Genomic DNA, 22,403 nt, shown 5'->3' on the forward strand with positions numbered 1-22,403 from the left:
AAAAAAACCGCCACATAAATGTGACGGTTTTTTTACTGTTTCCTGTTGGCGCAATATTAACGCTTAAGTGCTTCGCTCAACAGTGGACGGAAGTTCTTTACTAGTGAAACGGTCGCTTTTGGTGTGCCAGCAATGATATTGCCTGAACTCATATAGCTATGGTTGCCAGTGAAATCGGTGACAGTACCACCTGCTTCACGGACAATAAGCTCACCTGCAGCGATATCCCAAGGCTTAAGGCCGATTTCAAAAAATGCGTCCATACGACCTGCAGCAACATAAGCAAGGTCAAGTGCCGCAGAGCCTGCACGTCTAACGTCAGCACATTGGGCAAACGTCGATGCAAATAGCTTCATGTAGGTTTCAGTATGTTGTTTTGCTTTGAAAGGAAAGCCTGTAGCAACAAGTGCTTCATCTAAATCATTTGCTTTGCTGACACGAATACGGAAATCGTTAAGTTTTGCACCTTTACCGCGCACAGCAGTAAACAATTCGTCACGAATAGGATCGTAAACGACGGCAACTTCAGTTTTGCCTTTGTATTGGACTGCGATAGATACGGAGAAGTGGGGAATGCCTCTAACAAAGTTGTTAGTGCCATCCAAGGGATCAACAATCCACATGTAATCTTTATTATCACCCTGACTTTCACCACCTTCTTCAGCGACGATAGTGTGGTCTGGGTAAGACTTGCGAATTTGATATGTAATGGCAGCTTCAGCTTCTTTATCTACGTTTGTTACGTAGTCATTGATACCTTTATTGCTAACTTCTACACGGTCAAGCTCAGTGTAGGCGCGCAAAATTGTTTGGCCGGCGGCGCGAGCGGCGCGCACAGCAATAGTCTGCATCGGATGCATTACAATCCCCTGGATGTTAAAGAACAGATATAAATAATCGGCGCGTATTATACGATATTTTATGGTTATATCAAATAGAGATTTTTATTTAAGGGATCTTTGTGTGCTGTGATACCATCAAGCACATTGTTCTATAGAAAGAAATTAAGTAATTTCATGCTCAGCAATATTCGTGTAGTGCTTGTAGGCACCTCTCATCCTGGAAATATAGGTTCAACCGCCCGTGCAATGAAGACGATGGGGTTATCGACCCTCTATCTTGCCGAGCCTAAAGTGGCGCCAGACGGCCACTCTGTTGCCTTGGCTGCAGGTGCATCTGATATCTTAAAACATGCTGTTACCGTTGACTCCTTAGCCGATGCTATCGCAGATTGTAGTCTTGTGATAGCGACCAGTGCGCGTAGCCGCACGCTGGATTGGCCAATGCTTGATCCGCGTCAAGCGGGTGAGAAATTGGTTGGCTCAGCCATTAAGGGTCCTGTCGCGATTGTATTTGGCCGAGAAAATAACGGACTGACGAACGAAGAGCTGCAAAAGTGTAATTACCATGTAGCGATTCCTGCTAACCCTGAATATACGTCGCTCAACTTAGCACAAGCCGTGCAGATTATCTGTTACGAAGCGCGCGTAGCTCACCTTAATCAGACGCAAGAGATGGTTGAAGAGGTGGAGTATCCGCTAGCGAAAGAGCAAGAGAACTTTTTTAATCATCTAGAGCAAACCTTGTTGTCAACAAGCTTTATTGTTAAACAACATCCTGGCCAGGTGATGACCAAGCTACGCCGTTTATTTAGTCGCGCACGAATCGAGAGCCAAGAGATGAATATCTTGCGGGGTATCTTGACCTCAGTTGATAAGAAAGTCGCAATAGCTAATAAACCAGCTAACGATGAGCAAGAAGCGCTAACAAAGGAAAAGTAGTTCATGGGCGTAATCTCCAGAATCAAAGATGACATCGAATCCATCTATCACAGAGATCCTGCGGCAAATGGCACGCTAGAGATATTGCTTAATTACCCTGGTATGCAAGCAATATGGATACATAGGGTCAGTCATAAACTCTGGAAGCGCAAATGGTGCTTAACTGCGCGAGTGATATCAACTTTTTCACGCTGGTTAACTGGGGTGGAGATCCACCCTGGAGCAACCATTGGTGATCGCTTTTTTATCGACCATGGAATGGGTGTGGTGATTGGTGAAACTGCTGAGATCGGTAATGATTGTACTCTATATCACGGTGTAACGTTAGGCGGCACCACGTGGCAGGCTGGCAAACGGCATCCGACGTTAGGCAATAATGTTGTGGTGGGGGCTGGCGCTCAAATCTTGGGACCTATCACTATGCATGATGGTGCTCGAGTCGGCTCCAATTCGGTGGTAGTTAAAGAAGTTCCCAAAGACACCACGGTTGTGGGGATCCCTGCTCGCGTAGTGGCGAAACCCAGTGAACAGTCTAAAGAACATGCTCAGCGCCGCACTGAAATGGCAAAGAAGTATGGCTTCGATGCTTATGCGGTATCACCAGACAACCCTGATCCCGTTGCCAATGCTATTGGTCAGATGTTAGATCATATGCACTTAATGGACTCGAAGGTACAAGAGGTTTGCCAAGCAGTCCAAAGCATGGGCGGCAGTGTATGCACCGAACGTTTACCAGAGCTTGAAGTCGACGAGTTTAGCGATGTAGAACAAGCCGCCGCTGAAAAGCGTCAACATGCAATAGATGAGTTCGATCCCATTATTTAATAAATAGTGAGATTAATTGCGCTTTGACATTGAATCTTGCCAGTGAAACAGGTTAAATACCCCACCAAAGAAACAGGGTATTTACTGTTTCGCAATCACCATTAATACCTGACTAAATTGCTTGGTTTTATACTTGACTAAATTACTCAAGTATGGTCCAATTGGCTTAAGCATTTTTGAGAGCAGTGGTAGCTATGAAACTTACTTCTAAAGGTCGGTATGCAGTAACAGCAATGTTAGATGTTGCAATGCATTCTACATCTGGCCCAGTCCCCTTAGCTGACATCTCCGAGCGTCAGGGAATCTCTCTTTCCTATCTTGAACAACTTTTTGCTAAATTAAGAAAACATGGATTAGTCTCTAGTGTCAGAGGTCCTGGTGGTGGATATCGCCTTGGATATGACGCGGGTGAGATCTCTGTAGGCATGGTTGTTAGAGCCGTTGATGAGTCAGTTGATGCGACGCGCTGTCAAGGTTTAGGTAATTGCCAGAGTGGAACGCGTTGTTTAACGCATTCATTATGGGGCGATTTGAGTAAACAAATTTCAGATTTTTTAAATGGCATTAGTCTAGCGGGATTGATGAATAAACGTGATGTGCAGTTTATTTCAGTTAAGCAAGATAAAATGCAACAGGAACAAAGAGTAACAGCATAAGTTAACTTTGTTATTAAACTAATTTTTAATATTTGTACGTGGTAAGCAGTCAATCCTAGGACTGCTAAGTACGGAGTGTGAGATGAAGCTTCCTATTTATTTAGATTATGCTGCAACAACGCCAGTCGATCCTCGTGTTGCAGAGAAAATGATGCAATGTATGACAATGGACGGGATTTTTGGTAATCCAGCATCGCGTTCGCACCGTTACGGTTGGCAAGCTGAAGAGGCTGTTGACATCGCTCGTAATCAAGTTGCTGAGCTGATTAATGCCGATCCTCGAGAGATTGTGTTCACCTCAGGTGCGACCGAATCAGATAACCTAGCAATTAAAGGTGTTGCCCATTTTTACCATAAAAAGGGTAAGCACATCATCACCAGTAAAACTGAGCATAAGGCAGTACTTGATACGTGCCGTCAACTTGAGCGCGAAGGTTACGAAGTTACCTATCTTGCGCCTGGTGCTAACGGCATTATCCCGCTGGCAGATATTGAAGCGGCAATGCGTGAAGACACTATTTTGTTGAGCTTAATGCATGTTAACAATGAAATTGGTGTGATCCACGATATCGATGCCATCGGCGAGTTATGCCGTGCAAAGAAAGTGATTTTCCATGTTGATGCGGCGCAAAGTGTTGGTAAGTTGCCTGTCGATGTTCAGCAGACAAAAGTCGATTTGATGTCTATCTCTGCTCATAAGATGTACGGCCCTAAGGGGATTGGCGCATTGTATGTTAGTCGTAAGCCACGTATTCGCTTAGAAGCGACAATGCACGGTGGCGGACATGAGCGGGGAATGCGCAGTGGTACCTTAGCAACTCATCAAATTGTGGGTATGGGTGAAGCGGCTGCTATTGCTAAAACCGATATGGAAATCGATAACGCTCGTATTCGTCGTCTACGTGACAGATTGTGGGATGGTATCAAGCATATTGAAGAAACCTACATTAATGGTGATGCAGAGCAAAGATATTGCGGTAGCCTTAATGTGAGCTTTAACTTTGTTGAAGGTGAATCCTTGATGATGGCACTAAAAGATCTTGCCGTATCATCAGGTTCTGCATGTACGTCGGCGAGTTTAGAGCCTAGTTATGTACTGCGAGCGTTAGGATTGAATGATGAGATGGCACACAGTTCCATTCGATTCTCGATCGGCCGCTTTACCACAGAAGAAGAAATTGATCATGCGATAGAGACCATTACTAAGTCTATTGGTCACTTAAGGGAGATGTCTCCATTATGGGAGATGTTTAAAGATGGCGTTGACCTTTCTAAGGTTCAATGGGCACATCATTAATCCGGCTAATAAACGAATAGAGCGATTGGAGCAGAATCATGGCTTACAGTGAAAAAGTAATAGATCATTATGAGAACCCGCGTAACGTAGGTTCATTTGACAAGAACGACTCATCAGTTGTGACCGGAATGGTTGGTGCGCCAGCTTGTGGTGACGTGATGAAGCTACAACTAAAAATTGATGCAAATGGTATCATTGAAGATGCAAAGTTCAAGACTTACGGCTGTGGCAGTGCGATTGCATCAAGCTCTCTAGTTACAGAGTGGGTTAAAGGCAAGACCATCGAAGAAGCACAAGCGATTAAGAATACGGATATTGCGGAAGAACTTGCTTTACCGCCTGTTAAAATCCACTGCTCTATTTTGGCAGAAGATGCGATTAAAGCAGCGTTAGAAGACTACAAGTCAAAGCACGACAAGTAATATTCGGAGTTAATATGGCAATAACGATGACTCCAGCGGCTGCCGAGCGAGTAAAAAGCTTTTTGGTTAGCCGCGGGAAGGGTATTGGATTACGTTTAGGGTTAAGAACCTCTGGCTGTTCAGGCATGGCTTACGTGCTAGAATTTGTCGATGATCTGAATGCCGATGATGAAGTCTTTGATATCGAAGATGTGAAAATCATCATTGATGCTAAGAGCTTCGTATATCTTCAGGGAATTGAGTTAGATTTTATTAAAGAAGGTCTTAACGAAGGTTTCCAGTTCAATAACCCTAACGCAAAAGGGGAGTGTGGCTGCGGCGAAAGCTTTACAGTCTAACTACCGAATCTAAATACATGAACTATTTTGAGTTGTTTAGTTTTTTGCCTGAATATGATCTTGATACCGCCTTGTTGGCAGAGCGCTACCGCGATCTGCAGCGGGCGGTGCATCCTGATAAATTTGCCAACGCAAGTGAGCAAGATAAACGCATAGCGGTTCAGCGCGCGGCTCAGGTTAATGATGGATATAACACCTTAAAACATCCCATTCTACGTGCTGAACATATCTTGAGCCTCAAAGGCTTTGATTTGAGTCATGAATCCACAACGGTTAAAGACACCCAGTTTTTAATGCAGCAGATGGAATGGCGAGAATCGCTTGAGGATATCACTGACAGCGATGCTCCTGAGGAGCATATCGAACAGTTACACCACTCTTTTTCAGACTACACGGCTCAAATAAAATCGCAGATGAGTAAACTCATCGGCAGCGATAGTGAGCAAGATCTGCTAAACGTTGCGGATATGATACGTAAACTGAAATTTATGGCAAAATTACAAGATGAACTCGCTAGGGCAGAAGACGCTCTTTTTTAGAGGCAATCAATTGTTGACTGGCTCAATCTTGATTGGGCCTTTATTTTTTAAGTTGGATAGATATGGCACTTTTGCAAATTGCTGAACCCGGACAAAGCGCGGCTCCTCATCAACATCGATTAGCGGTGGGTATCGATTTAGGGACCACCAATTCATTAGTGGCTGCTGTACGAAGTGGCGTTGCTGACACCTTACCCAACGAAAATGCAGTCCATGCCATTCCCTCGGTTGTTCGCTACAGCGAGCAGTTGGTGCAGGTTGGTGTGGATGCTGAGCATTTTTCAGCTCAAGATCCGCTTAATACTATCGTTTCGGTCAAGCGATTTATGGGCAGAAGCCTAACCGATATTCAGGCTAAAGAGCAGTCATTACCGTATCATTTCTCTGCCAGTGAGAACGGGTTGCCACTGTTTAACACAGCTGGTGGTCAAGTTAATCCTATCCAGGTCTCGGCAGAAATATTAAAGCCACTTGTAGAACGCGCCGAAAAAACATTAGGTGGGTCACTCGAGGGCGTAGTGATCACGGTTCCTGCTTATTTTGATGACGCACAGCGCCAAGGTACAAAAGATGCTGCTGGCTTGTTGGGCATTAAAGTCTTGCGTTTACTTAACGAGCCTACGGCGGCAGCAATTGCTTATGGTTTAGACTCTGGACAAGAGGGGATTATTGCCATCTACGATTTAGGTGGTGGAACCTTTGATATCTCAATATTACGCTTGAATAAAGGCGTGTTTGAGGTGATGGCCACTGGTGGTGACTCCGCACTTGGTGGAGATGACTTTGATCATGTGTTGGCAGAGTATTTACAAAGCGCTTGGCATTTAAGCGACTTAACGGCTCAAGAACAGCGCGCATTATTGATTGAGTCACGCCGGGTAAAAGAAGCATTAACTGATGACACAGCGGTTATAGCCTCATTGGTGTTAACCAACGGGCAAACGTTTGAGTGCAGTGTCGATAAAGATAAATTCGACGAGATCATCACGCCGTTAGTGAAAAAAACGATGGCGAGTTGCCGCCGAGCGCTACGTGATGCAGGTATAGCCGCCGATGAAGTTCTAGAAACCGTTATGGTGGGTGGTTCTACTCGCGTACCACTTGTACGCGATAGCGTGGCTAAACTCTTTGGTCGTACGCCATTGACGTCGATTGATCCCGATCGTGTTGTTGCGATTGGTGCAGCGATTCAAGCTGATATTTTAGTGGGGAATAAGCCCGAGTCCGATCTGCTGCTTCTTGATGTTATTCCACTCTCTTTAGGTATTGAAACCATGGGGGGCTTGATAGAAAAGGTGGTTTCACGTAACACCACTATTCCCGTTGCCCGCGCTCAAGAGTTTACGACCTTTAAAGATGGGCAAACCGCGATGGCTTTTCATGTTGTGCAAGGCGAGCGAGAGTTGGTCTCCGATTGCCGCTCATTGGCGCGCTTCACATTAAAAGGTATCCCTCCCATGGCAGCTGGTGCTGCGCATATTCGAGTCACTTTTCAGGTTGATGCTGACGGATTATTGAGTGTGACAGCGATGGAGAAGTCATCTGGCGTGCAGGCGACGATTCAAGTTAAACCGTCGTTTGGTTTAACCGATCAAGAGATCGGCACTATGCTAAAAGACTCCATGGCGAATGCCAAAGAAGATATTGAACGACGTATGCTCGCAGAGCAACAGGTTGAAGCCGCACGGGTATTAGAATCATTGTCAGCCGCATTAGGTAAAGACAGTGAGTTACTGTCCCAAAAAGAAGCTGCATTGATTGAACAGGGAATGGCGCATCTTGCTCAAACCGCTGCACAAAATGATGTCAGCGCAATCGAGAAAGCCATAGAGGCGCTTGATGAGGCGAGTCAATCCTTTGCTGCGAAACGTATGGATAACTCTATTAGGTTGGCCTTTAAAGGTCAGTCTGTTGATAATATATAGGTAACGATATGCCACAAATAGTTTTTTTACCCCATGAAGAGTTGTGTCCAGATGGGGCTGTCGTGGAAGCTCAGCAAGGCGAAACGGTATTAGACGTTGCGCTACGAAGTGGTATCCATATTGAACATGCTTGTGAAAAGTCATGTGCTTGTACCACATGCCATGTGATCATCCGTGAAGGGTTTGATGAGCTTGAACCCAGTGATGAGCTAGAAGATGATATGCTTGATAAAGCTTGGGGCTTAGAGCCTGAAAGTCGCTTATCGTGTCAATCTCGTGTACCAGATTGTGACTTAGTGGTCGATATTCCGAAATATACCATCAATATGGTCAGCGAAGGTTAATTCAACCTTGCCGATAAAAAGCCAGTCTTTATGACTGGCTTTTTTGTGTGTTTTACAGCGCTAACAACTATGCTCATGGGTATCAAATTAACCCTGAGGTTGTTATGAAATGGATTGATTCGCTCGATATCGCATTATGTTTGCTAGAAACGTTTCCTGATGTAGATCCCCAGCAGGTTCGTTTTACCGATCTGTTTGATTGGGTCATTGCATTAGAGGGGTTTGACGATGATCCTGAACATTGTAATGAACGTATTTTAGAGGCAATCCAAAGCCATTGGATTGAAGAGTGTTAGGCCAATTTTAGTGATAGGGCTGGCTGTGGGTGATGATTGTTCGTGCAAGATCCCATATCGCCAACAGTGTAATGAGAGGAAAGTCTCATTCATCTTTCTATAAAGGTAGGTTTTTGCCGTTAAATTTCGTATAATCCGCGCGAATTTTTTTAAACCTGTTTATTAAAGGAAGCTAGACATGGCTATCGAACGTACTTTTTCTATCATCAAGCCTGATGCAGTTGCTAAAAACAACATTGGCGCTATCTATAACCGTTTTGAAACAGCTGGCCTTAAAATCATCGCTTCTAAAATGGTTCACTTAAGCCAAGAGCAAGCTGAAGGTTTCTACGCTGAGCATAGCGAGCGTCCTTTCTTCGGTGCACTTGTTGCTTTCATGACTTCAGGTCCTATCATGGTTCAAGTTCTAGAAGGCGAAAACGCTGTTCTAGCTCACCGTGATATTCTTGGTGCAACTAACCCAGCTGAAGCTGCTCCTGGTACTATCCGTGCAGATTTCGCAGAAAGCATCGATGAGAATGCGGCACACGGTTCAGATTCTGTTGCTTCTGCTGAACGTGAAGTTGCTTACTTCTTCAGCACTGAAGAGCTTTGCCCACGTACTCGTTAATTTGAGTATGTTGCATAGCACATCAAAAGGAGCCGTTAGGCTCCTTTTTTGTGTCTATAGATTAAGGTAAAGTCACATCATTGTTTATTTTGTCTAGAGTAAAATCACCCAATGAAAATCGTTGCCGATGAAAACATGCCGTATGTCGATGCCCTGTTTGGGGATCTCGGAGAGATTATTCGCGTCGATGGTCGTAGTCTTCAAGCACAGCAACTGAGTGATATTGATGTGTTGTTAGTGCGGTCAGTCACCAAAGTAAACGCCGGTTTGTTAGCCAGTTGCAAAAACCTTCAGTTTGTTGGGACGGCGACCATTGGTATGGATCATATCGATACCCAGTACCTTGATAGCCGTGAAATTGGTTACGCCAATGCACCTGGTTGCAATGCAACGGCCGTGGGAGAATATGCGTTTATCGCCATGTTAGAGCTAGCTCGGCGTTTTTCTGAGCCATTAAAGGACAAAGTTGTAGGCATTGTTGGCGCAGGAAATACGGGCAGTGCTGTGCAAAAGTGCCTCGAAGCTTATGGTGTCAAAACCTTGTTGCATGACCCTTTTGTTGCGCAATCTGCGGATCCACGAGCCTTTGTTAGCCTTGATAGGTTAGTTGAGCTATGTGATGTGATCTCATTACATGTGCCATTAACAAAAACAGGCACGCATCCTACCTGGTACCTGTTCGACGAAAAGCGCCTGGCTTCATTAAAGCCAGGTACATGGCTGCTTAATTGCTGCCGCGGAGAGGTGATAGATAATCGCGCTTTGATTGCACTAAAGCGTCAGAGAGAGGATATTAAGCTAGTGCTCGACGTGTGGGAAGGTGAACCCCATCCCATGCCAGAACTTGTCCCGCTCACAGAGATCGCCACGCCCCATATTGCTGGTTACAGTTTAGAGGGCAAAGCGAGAGGGACATTTATGCTTTATCAGGCACTAATGGCGCGGTTGGATAAAAGTGGCGATAAGTCAATGGATAGCTTGTTGCCAGCGCTTTGGAGTCATGCCGTTACCTTGAATGAACAGCCAGAGGAAAAAGGGTTATTGACCTTGTCACGGTTGGTTTATGATCTGCGTGATGACGATGAATTATTTAGGCAAAGATTCCTAAATAACAATGGGTTTGATCTTATGAGAAAAAATCACAAGCACAGGCGTGAATTTAGCGCCTTAACGCTAGCCAACAATGCGTGTTCTGATGTAGATTGGTTGTCCAATATAGGTTTTTCAGGAGTCGGTCTGTAATTATGTCGCAGGAATATAACGTAGTCGTATTAGGTGCATCGGGTGCCGTGGGTCAAACTATGATTGAGATCCTTGAAGAGCGCAATTTCCCGGTAGCGAATTTGTACCCATTAGCCAGCAGTCGCAGTGCAGGAGATACGGTCACATTCCACGGTAAACAGGTTGAGATCCTTGATGTTGATACGTTTGATTGGTCACAAGCCCAAATCGGCTTTTTCTCTGCAGGTGGTGATGTATCGGCTAAATGGGCACCTATTGCAGCAGAGCACGGCTGTGTGGTGATCGATAATACTTCACACTTTAGGTATGACATTGACGTGCCACTAGTCGTTCCAGAGGTAAACCCTCAGGCGATTGCGGATTTCAGAAACCGCAATATAATCGCTAATCCAAACTGCTCAACTATTCAGATGCTTGTTGCTCTGAAACCAATTTATGATGCCTTTGGTATTTCACGTATCAATGTGGCGACTTATCAGTCGGTATCAGGTTCAGGTAAACAAGCGATTGAAGAACTCGCGAACCAATGTTCTAAGCTACTGCAAGGCTTACCCGTTGAGCCTAAAGCGTATTCTAAGCAGATTGCGTTTAACGTGTTGCCACAAATCGATGTGTTTATGGAGAACGGCTACACTAAAGAAGAGATGAAGATGGTATGGGAAACCCAAAAAATATTTGGCGATGACCAAATTGTGGTTAATCCGACGGCGGTACGTGTGCCTGTTTTTTATGGGCATTCAGAGGCTGTACATCTAGAAACGATTCAGCCGGCTGATGCTGAGGATGTGAAGGCGGTGTTACGTGACGCGCCGGGCATTGAACTGTTTGAGTCTGATGAAGAATATCCAACAGCCGTCACCGATTCGGCGGGTAGCGATCCTGTTTATGTGGGACGTGTGCGTAAAGATATCTCTCATGACAATGGGATTAACTTATGGGTTGTCTCTGATAACATTAGAAAAGGTGCAGCGCTTAATAGTGTGCAAATCGCTGAAGTTTTAATTAGAGATTATTATTAACGCCAGTCGCTATAATGTTAATTCGTTGAAAAAGCCTGCTTAATGCAGGCTTTTTTTGTTTTATCAGTTGTTTTTGAATTGTGAATAGTAGCAGGGCACCCATTTCTGGTTTATAGTAATCTCAATAAATACAATTGCCTAAAGCATGCTGTAAAAACACGGCATTACATCGCTTGAAAGGGAAGAAAGGATGAACTTTCGTACATCGCATCTTGTTGGAATTATTGCCAGCGCATTAGTCATTTTAACCTCAACGACGGGCTTATTGTCTGCCGCTGAGCCATTGAAAATCACAGGGCCTGATGGTGAGAGCCGTCAGGTCTTGCGCCAATATGGCCCGACAACTGCCGCTGACACCTTTTGGAGCATAGCTCAAAAAACGCGTCCTGATGCCAGTGTCTCCATTTATCAAGTGATGGCCGCTATTTATGATGCTAACCCTCATGCGTTTTCAAGCGACAACTATAACAGCTTAGAGCGTGGCATGATTTTGTTGATCCCTGCTAAAGAGGTGATGCAAGCAATTCCCAATAGTTTGGCTAAGCAGCAAGCTCAGCAGAGTGACAAAGGTTGGAAGCAAACAGCCAAAAGCCCGGTGGCAAAAGCGGATAATGCCAAGCCTGTTCCGGTACCTGAAGCAGTAGTCAATACTCCAGCTTTACCTACGGTCAGTGTTCAAGTGCAGCAGCAGGTTGAAGAACTGACGGCCAAGCTTGAAGCGGAACAAGCAAAAAGCTTATCGTTGACCGATGAATTAGCCCGTGCACAAGATAAATTAGACCTTAATAATAATGACGCCAATCAGCTTCAAGGGCGTATTGATGAGTTAACGGCTAAGGTGGCCGAGTTAGAAGAAGCATTACTGATTCAAAAAGAGCAAAAGGCAGTATTGACGTCAGAGTTCGAGGCGTTACGTCAAGAAAAAACCATGGCTCAGGAAGTTGTGGAGCCACCAAGTGATGATTGGCGAACCATGATGAGCAACCCGCTCTATTTAGCTGTTGCTGCAGCAATCCCGGCATTTTTACTACTAATGGGTATTTGGTTTGCGCTGAGACGTCGAAGTGATAAGCAGGCAAATCAAGCGGGTGAAACAGAGAAGCCGGTTGCAGAACCGGCATCTATCAGTGAGGCCAGCGAACAGCCTGTTGATGAAGCGTCTGCGATGGCCGTTCACCTTGATACTGAGGATGAATCAGACTCTTTGGATTCATTGATGAGTGTTGATGCCAGTCAATTGGCACCTGAAGCCGACTTAACCGATGACTCTGACCAACTTGATATGGCCCAAGATATGGTCATTGAAGCCGATGAGCCTGCCGAGGATGTTGCTGATGAGGAAGGTCAATCTCTCGATGATCTTTGGGCTGAGGCGATGGGTGAGCAAGAGGAGGATGAGCTTAACGCCAACCAAGAAGATGATTTAGATTCATTATTAGCCGATCTCGATACGCCAGCCGAAGCGGTCGACTCGTCAGCTGAACAAGAAGATGATCTCGACTCGCTATTGGCAGACCTTGATACTCCTGCCGAAAAGCCGAGTACAGCTGCTGAGTCTGAAGATGATTTAGATTCATTATTGGCAGATTTTGACAGCCAGGATACACCTGAAGCCACTGATGACACGGATCTTGATGCGCTGTTGAATGATTTAGACAGGCCCCAAGATAGCAGTGAAGAAACGGCTGTAGAGAGTGAAGCACAAGAGGAAGATTTGGATGCGTTGCTGGCTGAATTTGATCTCCCTAAAATGTCTGAAGCGGCCGCCGATGAGCAAACGGATGAAGATTTAAGTGAGTCGATTGCGGCAGAACTTGATGACCAATCAGAGACATCAGATGAACAGGCTGATCTCGACAGCTTATTGGCTGAGTTTGAAAGTACCGAGATCCCTGCGAGCGACGATAAATCGGCGCTAAGTAGTGATACAGATAATGAAGATCTGAGTGAACAAATTGCCGCTGAATTAGATGCACAACCGAGTGTGTCAGACAGTGATGCCGTCGAGGATCTTGATCAGCTTTTGGCAGAGTTTGAAACGCCAACTGAATCAGAAAGTCACCCGCCTGAAGCAGACAGTGAAGATATTAGCGAGTTAATCGCCGCTGAACTTGATGCTGAAATCGAAGCTGATGCTGTATCGGATGACGATCTGGATAGTTTACTCGCTGATCTGGAACAACCAGCCACTGAACCTGCCACCGAAGCTGATGATACCAGTGAAGTCGTTGAAGCCGACGTAAGTGAAATTTCCTCAGATGAAGCTGCTAGCGATGATGAGCTTGATACCTTGTTGGCCGACCTTGACAAGGTTGATACGCCACAGAGCAGCGAAGCCGAGTCTGACGCGCCACTTGAGGCTGATGATGTTGTAGAAGTGGATCTTGCGGGCAGCTCTGATGATGTAGCGTTAGATGCACTATTAGCCGACTTAGAATCTGCAGATGGCGGTGCAGACAAATCCGCGCGTGACTCTGGATTCTTTAACGACTTAAAAGGCAGTAAGCGTGCAGATGAAAACGTGCTTGAGTGGGACAGTGCTGCAATGGGCGATTTGGCACTAGACACGGATACCAAAGCGGTTAGCCATGCGGATGCTGATGACGCAGATGATGAACTATCGCTAAATATAGAAGATGATGACAACCTAACTGTTGATCAAGCTCTGGCCGCGTTAGATGCTCAGGAGCTGAAGAAGCAGCCTGCGCGCGCCGTTAATGAACATGACTTAACTGCCTTTCAACAGGATAATGGCTTTATCGATATCGATAGGTTACTCAACGACGCCGATGAAGATGTGGCTGATGTAGATCAGTATAAAGAGCTCGATGTCGACATGGGAGAACTCGATGACCTAATGGGAAGCGCATCGATGGTGGATGTGGACGACGAGGAGAATTCGGTGAATGCCAAATTAGATCTCGCACGTGCTTACATTGAAATTGATGACGTTGACAGCGCAAAAGCGCTACTAAAAGAGGTCGAACTTGATGGTAATGACCGCCAACAGGAAGAGGCTCAAGGGCTATTGAAGGAGCTTTGAGTCGAGGTTTCTCAAAAAAACGGCGCTAAGGCGCCGTTTTTTATGCGCTAACCGAGGTGGATTTACCTAGAGTTATGCGCCTTTTACTATCCAGTTTGGCGTGTTCGTATGCTAGAATCCCGCGCCTACTACACTACTTTTATGATAAGGGATGGCATTTCATGCGCGTCGCATTAGGTATCGAATATGATGGCAGTCGTTATTTTGGCTGGCAACGTCAAGCTGAAGTTGATTCGGTGCAGCAGCAATTAGAGAAGGCGTTATCAATTGTTGCCAATGAACCTATCGCTATTCAATGTGCTGGCCGCACGGATGCGGGCGTTCACGCGACCGGACAGGTTGTGCATTTTGATACCGACGCCATTCGTAAAGAGAGTGCTTGGACCTTAGGGGTTAATGTTAATCTGCCTGATGATATCGCCGTGCGTTGGGCAAAAGAGGTTGATGACGAGTTCCATGCGCGATTTACCGCAACAGCAAGGCGTTATCGTTACATGATTTACAATCATCAACTTCGCCCAGGCATTCTTCGCTCTGGGGTGAGTCACTACCCAGGTGTGATTGACGAGAACAAGATGCACCAAGCAGCGCAACACCTGCTCGGAGAGCAAGACTTTACCAGTTTTCGTGCGATTCAATGTCAGTCGAATACTCCGTTTCGCTGTGTACATGAGGTCAATGTTACCCGCCAAGGCATGTATATCTGTGTGGATATCAAGGCCAATGCCTTTTTACACCATATGGTACGAAACATTGTCGGTTCATTGTTAGAGATAGGCTATGGCCGTCAAGATATTAGCTGGATTAAGCAGTTATTGGCGCTTAAAGACCGTACGCAAGCAGCGGCAACGGCAAAACCTAATGGTCTGTATCTCGTCGACGTAACCTATCCCGAGCTCCACCAATTACCTAAGCTTGCGCTGGGCCCACTGTTTATGTTGGACTAATTTACCGTTTTCACATTGACAGATAATTAGCGCTTGGTTGTTAGCGGTTTATAACTTTTGGCGACAGTTAATCTTGTCTTATTTGGTCTTTTATAGAGTATTTTATGCATTCACTAAATCATCACTCTAGTCTAGATGCTTGGTTAGCGCATCTAATGTCAATTCACCCCTCTGAAATTGACATGGGACTCACGCGGGTCACTGCTGTCGCAAAAATCTTGGGGTTAACAACATTGACCAACACCAAAATAGTGACGGTAGCGGGAACAAATGGCAAGGGCACCACTTGTGCCTTGATAGAACAAGTCATGGCGAAAGCGGGTTGGCGTGTCGGCGTTTATAGCTCGCCCCACCTAATGAAATACAACGAGCGGGTGCGTGTCGAAGGAATCGATGCGAGTGATGAGGCCTTGATTGAGGCCTTTTGTGCCATAGATAAGGCTAGAGGTGATATTTCACTGACATTTTTTGAATACGCGACCTTAGCTGGTTTATATGTTTTTAAGGCCGCAAAGTTAGATTTAGTCCTGTTAGAAGTTGGTTTAGGCGGACGCCTTGATGCCACCAACCTCATCGATGCCGATATCAGCGTCATCACGGCTATCGATATTGACCATCAAGAGTATCTTGGTGATACGCGAGAACTGGTGGGCCGAGAGAAAGCTGGCGTCTTTCGCACATGTCGTCCAGCAATTGTGGGCGACCCAAATATGCCTCAGTCGGTTGTCGACTATGCTAACGAAATTGAAGCAAACCTCAGCGCCGTTGGTTGTGGTTTTACTTATCAGCAGAAAACATCCGATTGGCAATTCTCTGGTCAATCATTATCAATTGATCGCTTACCACTGCCGCAATTGCCCCTGCCCAATGCCGTTACTGCTCTGGCCGTTGTTGAGCAGTTGTTGCCGACGGTTGACCATGACACTGTAAGAGCTAGCCTACAGCAGGCGCGCCTAACCGGCCGCTTTGAAACCTATAGTGAACATCCGTTGATTTTACTTGATGTCGCCCATAACCCTCATGCAGCCGCTTATTTGGCGTCTCGTTTAGCGGCACATAAAGGCCGTCGTATTCTGGCGCTTTGTGGCATGTTAAAAGACAAAGATTGCCAAGCGGTTATCACGACACTTAAAGACTGTGTCGATGCTTGGTATTTCACAGATCTTAACTGTGACCGAAGTGCCAATGCCATTGAACTGGGCAGTTATCTAAGTGGCGACACGCCATCGAACCATTTTGGTTCAATGAATCAGGCATGGCAGGCATTAAATCAAGATATGTTAAGTGACGATGTGGTAATTGTGTTTGGCTCCTTTTACACTGTTGCAGAGTTTAAGAATTTAGATCAAGAGTGAGTGTGAATGTGACCGAAGAAAAACAGAGTCGATTGTCTAGTCAATTCCAAAACCGTCTTGTGGGCGTCATTGTGCTGGTGGCGCTAGGTGTTATCTTTTTGCCTGATATCCTAGATGGCAAGAAGCAGCTTCAAGAGGAGCAGTTTGCCGAAATTCCACTGCGCCCGGAGATAGTGCAAAGTGATGATTTACCGCAACCAATAGAGCTGATTGATTTATCTGAACAAACCGCTCAGTTCGTTGAAGGGGAGCCAACTGAACAAGAAACGGTTGAAACAACGCCTATCGATACAGCAACTGTGTCGGAAAACGCTGAGAAGTCGAGTCCAAGCGAGGCTAAAAAAAACATAGTCAATAATGATGCTAGCCCAGCGTATACATTGCAGTTAGGTAGCTTCAAAAATGCGACCAACGTGAAAGCCTTAGTTAGCCAATTAAGAAAAAAAGGGTTTAGAGCTTATACCATTCCAGTGAAGCCGGTTGATGGTCAATTAACTAAAGTCTTTGTGGGGCCTGATATCTCTAAGACCAAACTGCTTAACTTACAAAAAGAGGTTGATAAGGCCGCAGGGGTGAAGTCGGCTATTGTTGCCTATAACCCAGTGCAGTGAGTCGATAAACACGCGCGATTGCCTTGGTATTTAAAGCCAACAAATTGTGGGCGTTTCTACACCAAGCCTAGTGATATTGCTAGGCTTTTTTATGTGTCATTTCGCTGCTTTACAGAAAAGTGTTTTTCACTTGTCTGGTAAAATCGTTTCACAAAGATCTGTTTACGTTTTGCGGCATTTAAATTGTGTTTTGGGGGTGAGAATGTCTTCAGTCTCTGGTAAGATCGCGCCGTCTTAATGCTAATGCTGGATCACATTATTCAATGGTTTGGATCGATTATGCCATTATCGCTGTCATCGGAGTGTCGACTGTAATTAGTCTACTTCGTGGTTTTGTTAAAGAAGCTATGTCACTTGTGGTATGGTTTGCAGCGTTTTTCGTCGCGAGTCAGTTTTATCAAGACCTCGCCATTTACCTTACCCAGATCCTCGATGAGATGTTAAGGAACGGGGTAGCCATCGCTATTCTCTTTGTTTCGACACTCATTATTGGTGCACTCGTTAATTATCTTATTGGTCAGCTCGTCGCTAAAACAGGCTTGTCTGGTACCGACCGTGTACTTGGACTCTGTTTTGGCGCATTGCGCGGTGCCTTAGTCGTTAGCGCGATACTCTTTTTTATGGATGCTTTTACCGGAGCACCCAATACCGATTGGTGGCGCAGCTCGCAGCTGGTCCCCGAATTTGGAGTGGTTATCCAATGGTTTTTTGACTATGTGGAAAACACCTCTAGCTTTGTACCCAAAATATAAAAATGCTAAAGCATTACTGAAATAGGTCAACCTTTCTAAGAGGTGGCCAACTTTCAATCATAATAATTATCAGAACATCTTAAAATGAGGAAACCTACCCATGTGTGGTATCGTCGGAATAGTTGGCCGGACATCGGTTAATCAGACAATCTATGATGCATTAACTGTACTGCAGCACCGCGGGCAAGATGCGGCTGGAATCGTTACAGTGGATGGTCACGCATTTAGATTGCGTAAGGCAAATGGTCTGGTAAAAGACGTATTTGAACCAAAACATATGCAACGCCTGCAGGGCAACGCGGGTATTGGTCATGTTCGCTACCCAACAGCCGGTAGCTCTAGTGCATCTGAAGCTCAGCCTTTTTACGTTAATTCTCCTTTTGGGATCTCGCTGGCACATAACGGTAATTTGACCAACACCGTGGAGCTGCACGAGCGTCTTATTAAGCAGCGTCGTCATGTTAATACCACGTCAGACTCAGAGGTCTTACTGAATTTACTTGCCGATGAATTGCAAACCACTGAAAGCCAGTTTTTAACCGCTGATGAAGTGTTTAATGCCATTACAAACGTACATAAGATCACCCGTGGTGCCTACGCTGTTACCGCAATGATTGTTGGACAAGGTCTGGTTGCATTTAGAGATCCGTTTGGTATTCGTCCTCTGGTATTGGGTAAACATGAAACCGAGCAGGGCACCGAATATATGGTGGCATCGGAAAGTGTGGCACTTGATGCTGTAGGTTTCGAAACCATGCGTGATGTTGCGCCGGGTGAGGCAATCTATATCTCACTTGATGGGCAGCTGTATACACGCCAATGTGCCGAGTCACCAAGCTATTCTCCTTGTATCTTTGAGTATGTTTATTTTGCTCGTCCAGACTCTACCATCGACAAAGTTTCGGTATACGGCAGTCGTGTGAACATGGGAACCATGCTAGGAGAGAAGATTAAGAAGCAGTGGGAAGATCATGACATCGATGTGGTAATCCCTATTCCTGAAACATCATGCGATATTGCGCTTGAGATTGCTCGTAATATGGATCTTCCGTACCGCCAAGGCTTTGTGAAGAACCGTTATATTGGCCGTACGTTTATTATGCCTGGTCAGCAGGAGCGTAAAAAGTCAGTGCGTCGTAAACTTAATGCAATCAATGCAGAGTTTAAAGGCAAAAACGTATTATTGGTGGATGACTCCATCGTACGTGGTACCACGTCTGAACAGATCATAGAGATGGCACGAGAAGCCGGTGCAAAGAAAGTTTACTTTGCGTCAGCTGCGCCAGAAATTCGATTCCCTAATGTCTACGGTATTGATATGCCAACCACAAGCGAACTGATCGCTCACGGTCGTGATGCTGAAGAGATCAATAAGCTTATTGGCGCAGATGGTATTATTTTCCAAGACTTAGAGGATCTTATCGAGGCCGTACGTCAGCAAAACCCAGAGATAAAACGTTTTGAAACCTCAGTGTTTGACGGACGTTATATTACCAATGATGTTGACCAAGCTTATTTAGATCATCTAACGCAACTACGTAATGATGATGCTAAAGCTAACCGTAGCAAAGATATCGGCACTAATTTAGAACTACATAACGTGTGTCATCCATAAGGGACAAGGTTTACGTATTCTTGAATTAATGTGTTGCTGATGAAAGCGCTTGAAAAATCGACTCCTTACTGAGTCGATTTTTTTATGGGTGTCGCATTATTTCTGTTGCGCTGGCCACCCATAAACCAGTCCGTGAACCAAATGAATAGTTACCGCAACATTTTATTTTTAAATTATCGATGATGATTCTTTTGGTTTAACGCTAGTTCTCTCATTCTAGTCAACCACTTGTCATAAGAACGACTGGATCAAATATGATAAATAAGTCGCTTATCTGTTTGTTTATTTTGAAACAAATGCTACGTTTATTGATGTGGTTGCAACCTGTAACACTTTCAATTTCTCTGGAGCGTTAAATGAAGCATTTGTCTATCAGTACTAAGTTACTTTGGATAACATCAATGCTGTTTCTGGTCATCGTAGCGATATTATCATTTAGCTTATGGTGGTCACTCAGCGACAAAAATGCCCAGCTTGCGGATCAAGTTGAAACTGCATTACATCAAGAGACTCAGCAACGTTTAAGTGCTCGTGCGGGAGAGTATGGTGAACGAGTGGCTGGGTTTATCAATGAAGCTTACCGGATCCCATTTTCATTTGCGGGCATGATGGAGCAAACTGCTGAAACCAAGCCATTATCACGAGAAGGTGTGCTTGAAGCTACCGCAGGGATATTAAAACAGAATGATCAACTGTCCTCTTTGTATGCGCAATTTGAGGTCAATGGCTACGATGGCTTAGATAGCGATAACACCGCAGACCAAGCGCACAGTGTCCCTGAAGTGGGGACGCTAGAGATCTATTTTACCCGTAATGATGACGGCAGTGTCGAGCATCACCAAGTGGATGATGCGGCAGAAAAGTACATTGAAACCCTCAATGAGTTTGGCATCAGAGAAGCCGAGTGGTATCTGTGTGCTAAGGACAAGAAAAAACCTTGTTTAATGGAGCCCTATCTTTATGAGATCACACCGGGTAATAACGAGTTGATGACATCATTGACCGTACCTGTCGTGGTCAATAATCAATTTATAGGACTGGTGGGGGCCGATTTAAACCTACCTATTTTTCAAAAAATGATCGACGAGCTTTCCAATAGCTTATATCAAGGCAAAGCTAAGGTGACACTATTAAGCCAAAAAGGCTTGATTGTTGCCGCAAGTCATTATACTAAAAAAGCACGACCGCTAGCAGAGTCGATACCCGCGTCTCAGGCGACCCAGTACCAATCACTACATAAAAATGGTGGATACCTCGACAGTGGCGATAATATAGTTGTTGCCTATCCTATCGCTATTCCCGTTGCGGGGGCTGAGTGGTCTTTAATTGTCGAAGTGTCGAAAGAGGATGCATATAAAGCTGCCATGGCGATGGATATCGCGATGCAAGAGATGGCTGCCTCCTTAGGGAGTTTATTGCTCATCGTTGGTAGTATTGTGTCTGTGATTGCGGTGGTGACCATCAGCATAGTGATCCGCAGTATTATTGCGCCGCTCAAGGTGATTCAAAGTCGGGTTGAAAACTTGGCGAGTGCCGAAGGTGATTTAACTCAGACCATTACGGTTGAGTCTCACGCTGAACTCATTGCCTTAGGCAGCGGTATTAATGGTTTTATTACCAAGCTAAGGTTGCTTATCGCGGAGCTTAAAGAACTTGCAGAGCGCTCTCAAGGAGAGAGTCAAACCGCAGCGGGTATTGCCGAGCAAACTCGTGAGAGTGTGAATAGACAATACAGTGAAATAGAGAGTGTTGTTACCGCGGTTAATGAGATGAGCGCAACAGCACTCGAAGTTGCTAAGGCTTCTGAGCAGACTGCGATGGAAACCGAAGCGATGACCGCGAATGTCAAAAGTGGCGAAGAGAGTTTAAGTCAGGCGATGAGTTATGTGACACATATGTCGCAAGAGTCATTGCTTGCTAAAGAGGCGGTCAGTAAGGTTGCAGAAAGCAGCACAAACATTAGTAAGATTCTTGAAGTAATTAGTGCGATAGCAGAGCAAACAAACTTACTAGCGCTGAATGCGGCGATTGAAGCCGCTCGTGCGGGTGAGCAAGGGCGTGGCTTTGCTGTGGTGGCCGATGAGGTTCGGGCATTAGCTTCCAAAACTCAAAGCTCTACCGATGAGATCAGTAAGCTGATTGATTCGCTGCAGCGGGAAGTCAACAGCGCGTCTAATATCATAGACCAAGGCGTTAATGGGGCACAACGGGCGGTAGAACAGACTGAGATGGCGTTAAGCTCACTCAATACGATAGTTTCTCAAATTGAGGAGGTCTCGTCCCAAGTCACTCATATCGCGACGGCAGCCGAGGAGCAAAGTGCTGTCACCGAGGAAGTTAATCGTAATATAACTGGTATTTCAGACTCTGCATCGGAATTGGCGCGTCTTGCTGATGAAGCGCAAGCTAGCAGCGTCAGTTTGGCCGATCTCGTCGCGCAGCAGCATCAGCAACTTGGTAAGCTCAAGACGTAGTTGTGATTGAATACACAGACGATTAACCCTTTAGTCGACAAGTAAAGCCCATGCTCATGATTGAGCATGGGCTTTACTGTTTATGGTTTTCAAAAGATGGCATGCTCGTCTTATCAATGAAAACCCGTATCTCATCATTGGGTCTTTGTGTTGTTAAAGGCATCCGCAGATAACGCAAACTGCCAACGGTAAATATCTAATAAAGCGTTGGTTTTACACTGTTGTCTACCTTGTAGTGTTTGGGGCTGGTAAAAACTGTTCTGGCAGAAAGCACAGAACAAATTAAACAGATGCTCACTTCACTGCAATAGT

At 45.3% G+C, this 22,403-nt stretch carries 21 protein-coding genes; 20 read left to right on the forward strand and 1 reads right to left on the reverse strand.

The features are described 5' to 3' along the window. Nucleotides 1-56: 56 nt before the first annotated feature. Nucleotides 57-860 (reverse strand): inositol-1-monophosphatase, encoded by an 804-nt coding sequence (gene suhB / locus BEL05_RS17920; RefSeq protein WP_028762216.1) that lies wholly within the window; start codon nucleotides 858-860, stop codon nucleotides 57-59. Nucleotides 861-1,016: 156 nt separating this feature from the next. On the opposite strand from suhB, the gene trmJ reads away from it, so the two are divergent. The 20 genes from trmJ (at nucleotide 1,017) to BEL05_RS18020 (ending at nucleotide 22,091) form a co-directional block, all read left to right on the forward strand. Continuing rightward, entirely contained in the window at nucleotides 1,017-1,781 is a 765-nt protein-coding gene (gene trmJ / locus BEL05_RS17925) for a tRNA (cytosine(32)/uridine(32)-2'-O)-methyltransferase TrmJ (RefSeq protein ID WP_069672004.1), read from the forward strand. Nucleotides 1,782-1,784: 3 nt separating this feature from the next. Beyond that, nucleotides 1,785-2,606 carry a serine O-acetyltransferase gene (gene cysE, locus BEL05_RS17930; RefSeq protein ID WP_028762214.1) on the forward strand — a complete coding sequence of 274 codons (822 nt, stop codon included), beginning with the start codon at nucleotides 1,785-1,787 and terminating at the stop codon, nucleotides 2,604-2,606. 194 nt (nucleotides 2,607-2,800) lie between these two features. Continuing rightward, entirely contained in the window at nucleotides 2,801-3,262 is a 462-nt protein-coding gene (iscR, locus tag BEL05_RS17935) for a Fe-S cluster assembly transcriptional regulator IscR (RefSeq protein ID WP_028762213.1), read from the forward strand. A gap of 82 nt (nucleotides 3,263-3,344) precedes the next feature. Beyond that, nucleotides 3,345-4,559, forward strand: coding sequence for an IscS subfamily cysteine desulfurase (locus BEL05_RS17940; protein WP_069672005.1), 1,215 nt, complete (start codon nucleotides 3,345-3,347; stop codon nucleotides 4,557-4,559). A 38-nt stretch (nucleotides 4,560-4,597) separates the two neighbouring features. After that, entirely contained in the window at nucleotides 4,598-4,981 is a 384-nt protein-coding gene (gene iscU / locus BEL05_RS17945) for a Fe-S cluster assembly scaffold IscU (RefSeq protein ID WP_028762211.1), read from the forward strand. 14 nt (nucleotides 4,982-4,995) lie between these two features. Further along, nucleotides 4,996-5,319, forward strand: coding sequence for an iron-sulfur cluster assembly protein IscA (iscA, locus tag BEL05_RS17950; protein ID WP_028762210.1), 324 nt, complete (start codon nucleotides 4,996-4,998; stop codon nucleotides 5,317-5,319). A 17-nt stretch (nucleotides 5,320-5,336) separates the two neighbouring features. Then, nucleotides 5,337-5,858 (forward strand): co-chaperone HscB, encoded by a 522-nt coding sequence (gene hscB, locus BEL05_RS17955; protein WP_069672006.1) that lies wholly within the window; start codon nucleotides 5,337-5,339, stop codon nucleotides 5,856-5,858. 62 nt (nucleotides 5,859-5,920) lie between these two features. After that, complete coding sequence (gene hscA, locus BEL05_RS17960) at nucleotides 5,921-7,783, forward strand: Fe-S protein assembly chaperone HscA (RefSeq protein ID WP_069672007.1); 1,863 nt, start codon at nucleotides 5,921-5,923, stop codon at nucleotides 7,781-7,783. A gap of 8 nt (nucleotides 7,784-7,791) precedes the next feature. Then, nucleotides 7,792-8,127, forward strand: coding sequence for an ISC system 2Fe-2S type ferredoxin (fdx, locus tag BEL05_RS17965; protein WP_028762207.1), 336 nt, complete (start codon nucleotides 7,792-7,794; stop codon nucleotides 8,125-8,127). Between the two features lie 104 nt (nucleotides 8,128-8,231). After that, complete coding sequence (gene iscX / locus BEL05_RS17970) at nucleotides 8,232-8,423, forward strand: Fe-S cluster assembly protein IscX (protein WP_069672251.1); 192 nt, start codon at nucleotides 8,232-8,234, stop codon at nucleotides 8,421-8,423. Nucleotides 8,424-8,601: 178 nt separating this feature from the next. Next, entirely contained in the window at nucleotides 8,602-9,033 is a 432-nt protein-coding gene (ndk, locus tag BEL05_RS17975) for a nucleoside-diphosphate kinase (protein ID WP_028762205.1), read from the forward strand. 111 nt (nucleotides 9,034-9,144) lie between these two features. Continuing rightward, nucleotides 9,145-10,275 carry a 4-phosphoerythronate dehydrogenase gene (locus tag BEL05_RS17980; protein WP_069672008.1) on the forward strand — a complete coding sequence of 377 codons (1,131 nt, stop codon included), beginning with the start codon at nucleotides 9,145-9,147 and terminating at the stop codon, nucleotides 10,273-10,275. 2 nt (nucleotides 10,276-10,277) lie between these two features. Then, a complete protein-coding gene (locus BEL05_RS17985) occupies nucleotides 10,278-11,294 on the forward strand; it encodes an aspartate-semialdehyde dehydrogenase (protein WP_028762203.1) in 1,017 nt (338 codons plus the stop codon). A 190-nt stretch (nucleotides 11,295-11,484) separates the two neighbouring features. Continuing rightward, nucleotides 11,485-14,337 (forward strand): FimV/HubP family polar landmark protein, encoded by a 2,853-nt coding sequence (locus BEL05_RS17990; RefSeq protein WP_069672009.1) that lies wholly within the window; start codon nucleotides 11,485-11,487, stop codon nucleotides 14,335-14,337. Nucleotides 14,338-14,498: 161 nt separating this feature from the next. After that, nucleotides 14,499-15,284: a tRNA pseudouridine(38-40) synthase TruA gene (gene truA / locus BEL05_RS17995; protein ID WP_028762201.1), complete on the forward strand. Its 786-nt coding sequence runs from the start codon at nucleotides 14,499-14,501 to the stop codon at nucleotides 15,282-15,284. A 104-nt stretch (nucleotides 15,285-15,388) separates the two neighbouring features. Further along, nucleotides 15,389-16,639 (forward strand): bifunctional tetrahydrofolate synthase/dihydrofolate synthase, encoded by a 1,251-nt coding sequence (gene folC, locus BEL05_RS18000; RefSeq protein WP_069672010.1) that lies wholly within the window; start codon nucleotides 15,389-15,391, stop codon nucleotides 16,637-16,639. A 32-nt stretch (nucleotides 16,640-16,671) separates the two neighbouring features. Continuing rightward, nucleotides 16,672-17,250 carry an SPOR domain-containing protein gene (locus BEL05_RS18005; protein WP_069672252.1) on the forward strand — a complete coding sequence of 193 codons (579 nt, stop codon included), beginning with the start codon at nucleotides 16,672-16,674 and terminating at the stop codon, nucleotides 17,248-17,250. 263 nt (nucleotides 17,251-17,513) lie between these two features. Next, nucleotides 17,514-18,002, forward strand: a complete 489-nt coding sequence (locus tag BEL05_RS18010; protein ID WP_028762198.1) for a CvpA family protein — start codon at nucleotides 17,514-17,516, stop codon at nucleotides 18,000-18,002. Between the two features lie 100 nt (nucleotides 18,003-18,102). Further along, a complete protein-coding gene (purF, locus tag BEL05_RS18015; RefSeq protein ID WP_069672011.1) occupies nucleotides 18,103-19,617 on the forward strand; it encodes an amidophosphoribosyltransferase in 1,515 nt (504 codons plus the stop codon). A 356-nt stretch (nucleotides 19,618-19,973) separates the two neighbouring features. Then, nucleotides 19,974-22,091 carry a methyl-accepting chemotaxis protein gene (locus BEL05_RS18020; RefSeq protein WP_069672012.1) on the forward strand — a complete coding sequence of 706 codons (2,118 nt, stop codon included), beginning with the start codon at nucleotides 19,974-19,976 and terminating at the stop codon, nucleotides 22,089-22,091. The last annotated feature ends 312 nt before the right edge of the window (nucleotides 22,092-22,403 follow it).

It is taken from the genome of Shewanella colwelliana, assembly GCF_001735525.1.
Taxonomy (GTDB): Bacteria; Pseudomonadota; Gammaproteobacteria; order Enterobacterales; family Shewanellaceae; genus Shewanella; species Shewanella colwelliana.

Excerpts from the sequence above, each read along its gene's own strand:
- suhB (WP_028762216.1), bottom strand. The coding sequence starts at position 860 with ATGCATCCGATGCAGACTATTGCTGTGCGCGCCGCTCGCGCCGCCGGC.
- trmJ (WP_069672004.1), top strand. The coding sequence starts at position 1,017 with ATGCTCAGCAATATTCGTGTAGTGCTTGTAGGCACCTCTCATCCTGGA.
- cysE (WP_028762214.1), top strand. The coding sequence starts at position 1,785 with ATGGGCGTAATCTCCAGAATCAAAGATGACATCGAATCCATCTATCAC.
- iscR (WP_028762213.1), top strand. The coding sequence starts at position 2,801 with ATGAAACTTACTTCTAAAGGTCGGTATGCAGTAACAGCAATGTTAGAT.
- BEL05_RS17940 (WP_069672005.1), top strand. The coding sequence starts at position 3,345 with ATGAAGCTTCCTATTTATTTAGATTATGCTGCAACAACGCCAGTCGAT.
- iscU (WP_028762211.1), top strand. The coding sequence starts at position 4,598 with ATGGCTTACAGTGAAAAAGTAATAGATCATTATGAGAACCCGCGTAAC.
- iscA (WP_028762210.1), top strand. The coding sequence starts at position 4,996 with ATGGCAATAACGATGACTCCAGCGGCTGCCGAGCGAGTAAAAAGCTTT.
- hscB (WP_069672006.1), top strand. The coding sequence starts at position 5,337 with ATGAACTATTTTGAGTTGTTTAGTTTTTTGCCTGAATATGATCTTGAT.
- hscA (WP_069672007.1), top strand. The coding sequence starts at position 5,921 with ATGGCACTTTTGCAAATTGCTGAACCCGGACAAAGCGCGGCTCCTCAT.
- fdx (WP_028762207.1), top strand. The coding sequence starts at position 7,792 with ATGCCACAAATAGTTTTTTTACCCCATGAAGAGTTGTGTCCAGATGGG.
- iscX (WP_069672251.1), top strand. The coding sequence starts at position 8,232 with ATGAAATGGATTGATTCGCTCGATATCGCATTATGTTTGCTAGAAACG.
- ndk (WP_028762205.1), top strand. The coding sequence starts at position 8,602 with ATGGCTATCGAACGTACTTTTTCTATCATCAAGCCTGATGCAGTTGCT.
- BEL05_RS17980 (WP_069672008.1), top strand. The coding sequence starts at position 9,145 with ATGAAAATCGTTGCCGATGAAAACATGCCGTATGTCGATGCCCTGTTT.
- BEL05_RS17985 (WP_028762203.1), top strand. The coding sequence starts at position 10,278 with ATGTCGCAGGAATATAACGTAGTCGTATTAGGTGCATCGGGTGCCGTG.
- BEL05_RS17990 (WP_069672009.1), top strand. The coding sequence starts at position 11,485 with ATGAACTTTCGTACATCGCATCTTGTTGGAATTATTGCCAGCGCATTA.
- truA (WP_028762201.1), top strand. The coding sequence starts at position 14,499 with ATGCGCGTCGCATTAGGTATCGAATATGATGGCAGTCGTTATTTTGGC.
- folC (WP_069672010.1), top strand. The coding sequence starts at position 15,389 with ATGCATTCACTAAATCATCACTCTAGTCTAGATGCTTGGTTAGCGCAT.
- BEL05_RS18010 (WP_028762198.1), top strand. The coding sequence starts at position 17,514 with ATGGTTTGGATCGATTATGCCATTATCGCTGTCATCGGAGTGTCGACT.
- purF (WP_069672011.1), top strand. The coding sequence starts at position 18,103 with ATGTGTGGTATCGTCGGAATAGTTGGCCGGACATCGGTTAATCAGACA.
- BEL05_RS18020 (WP_069672012.1), top strand. The coding sequence starts at position 19,974 with ATGAAGCATTTGTCTATCAGTACTAAGTTACTTTGGATAACATCAATG.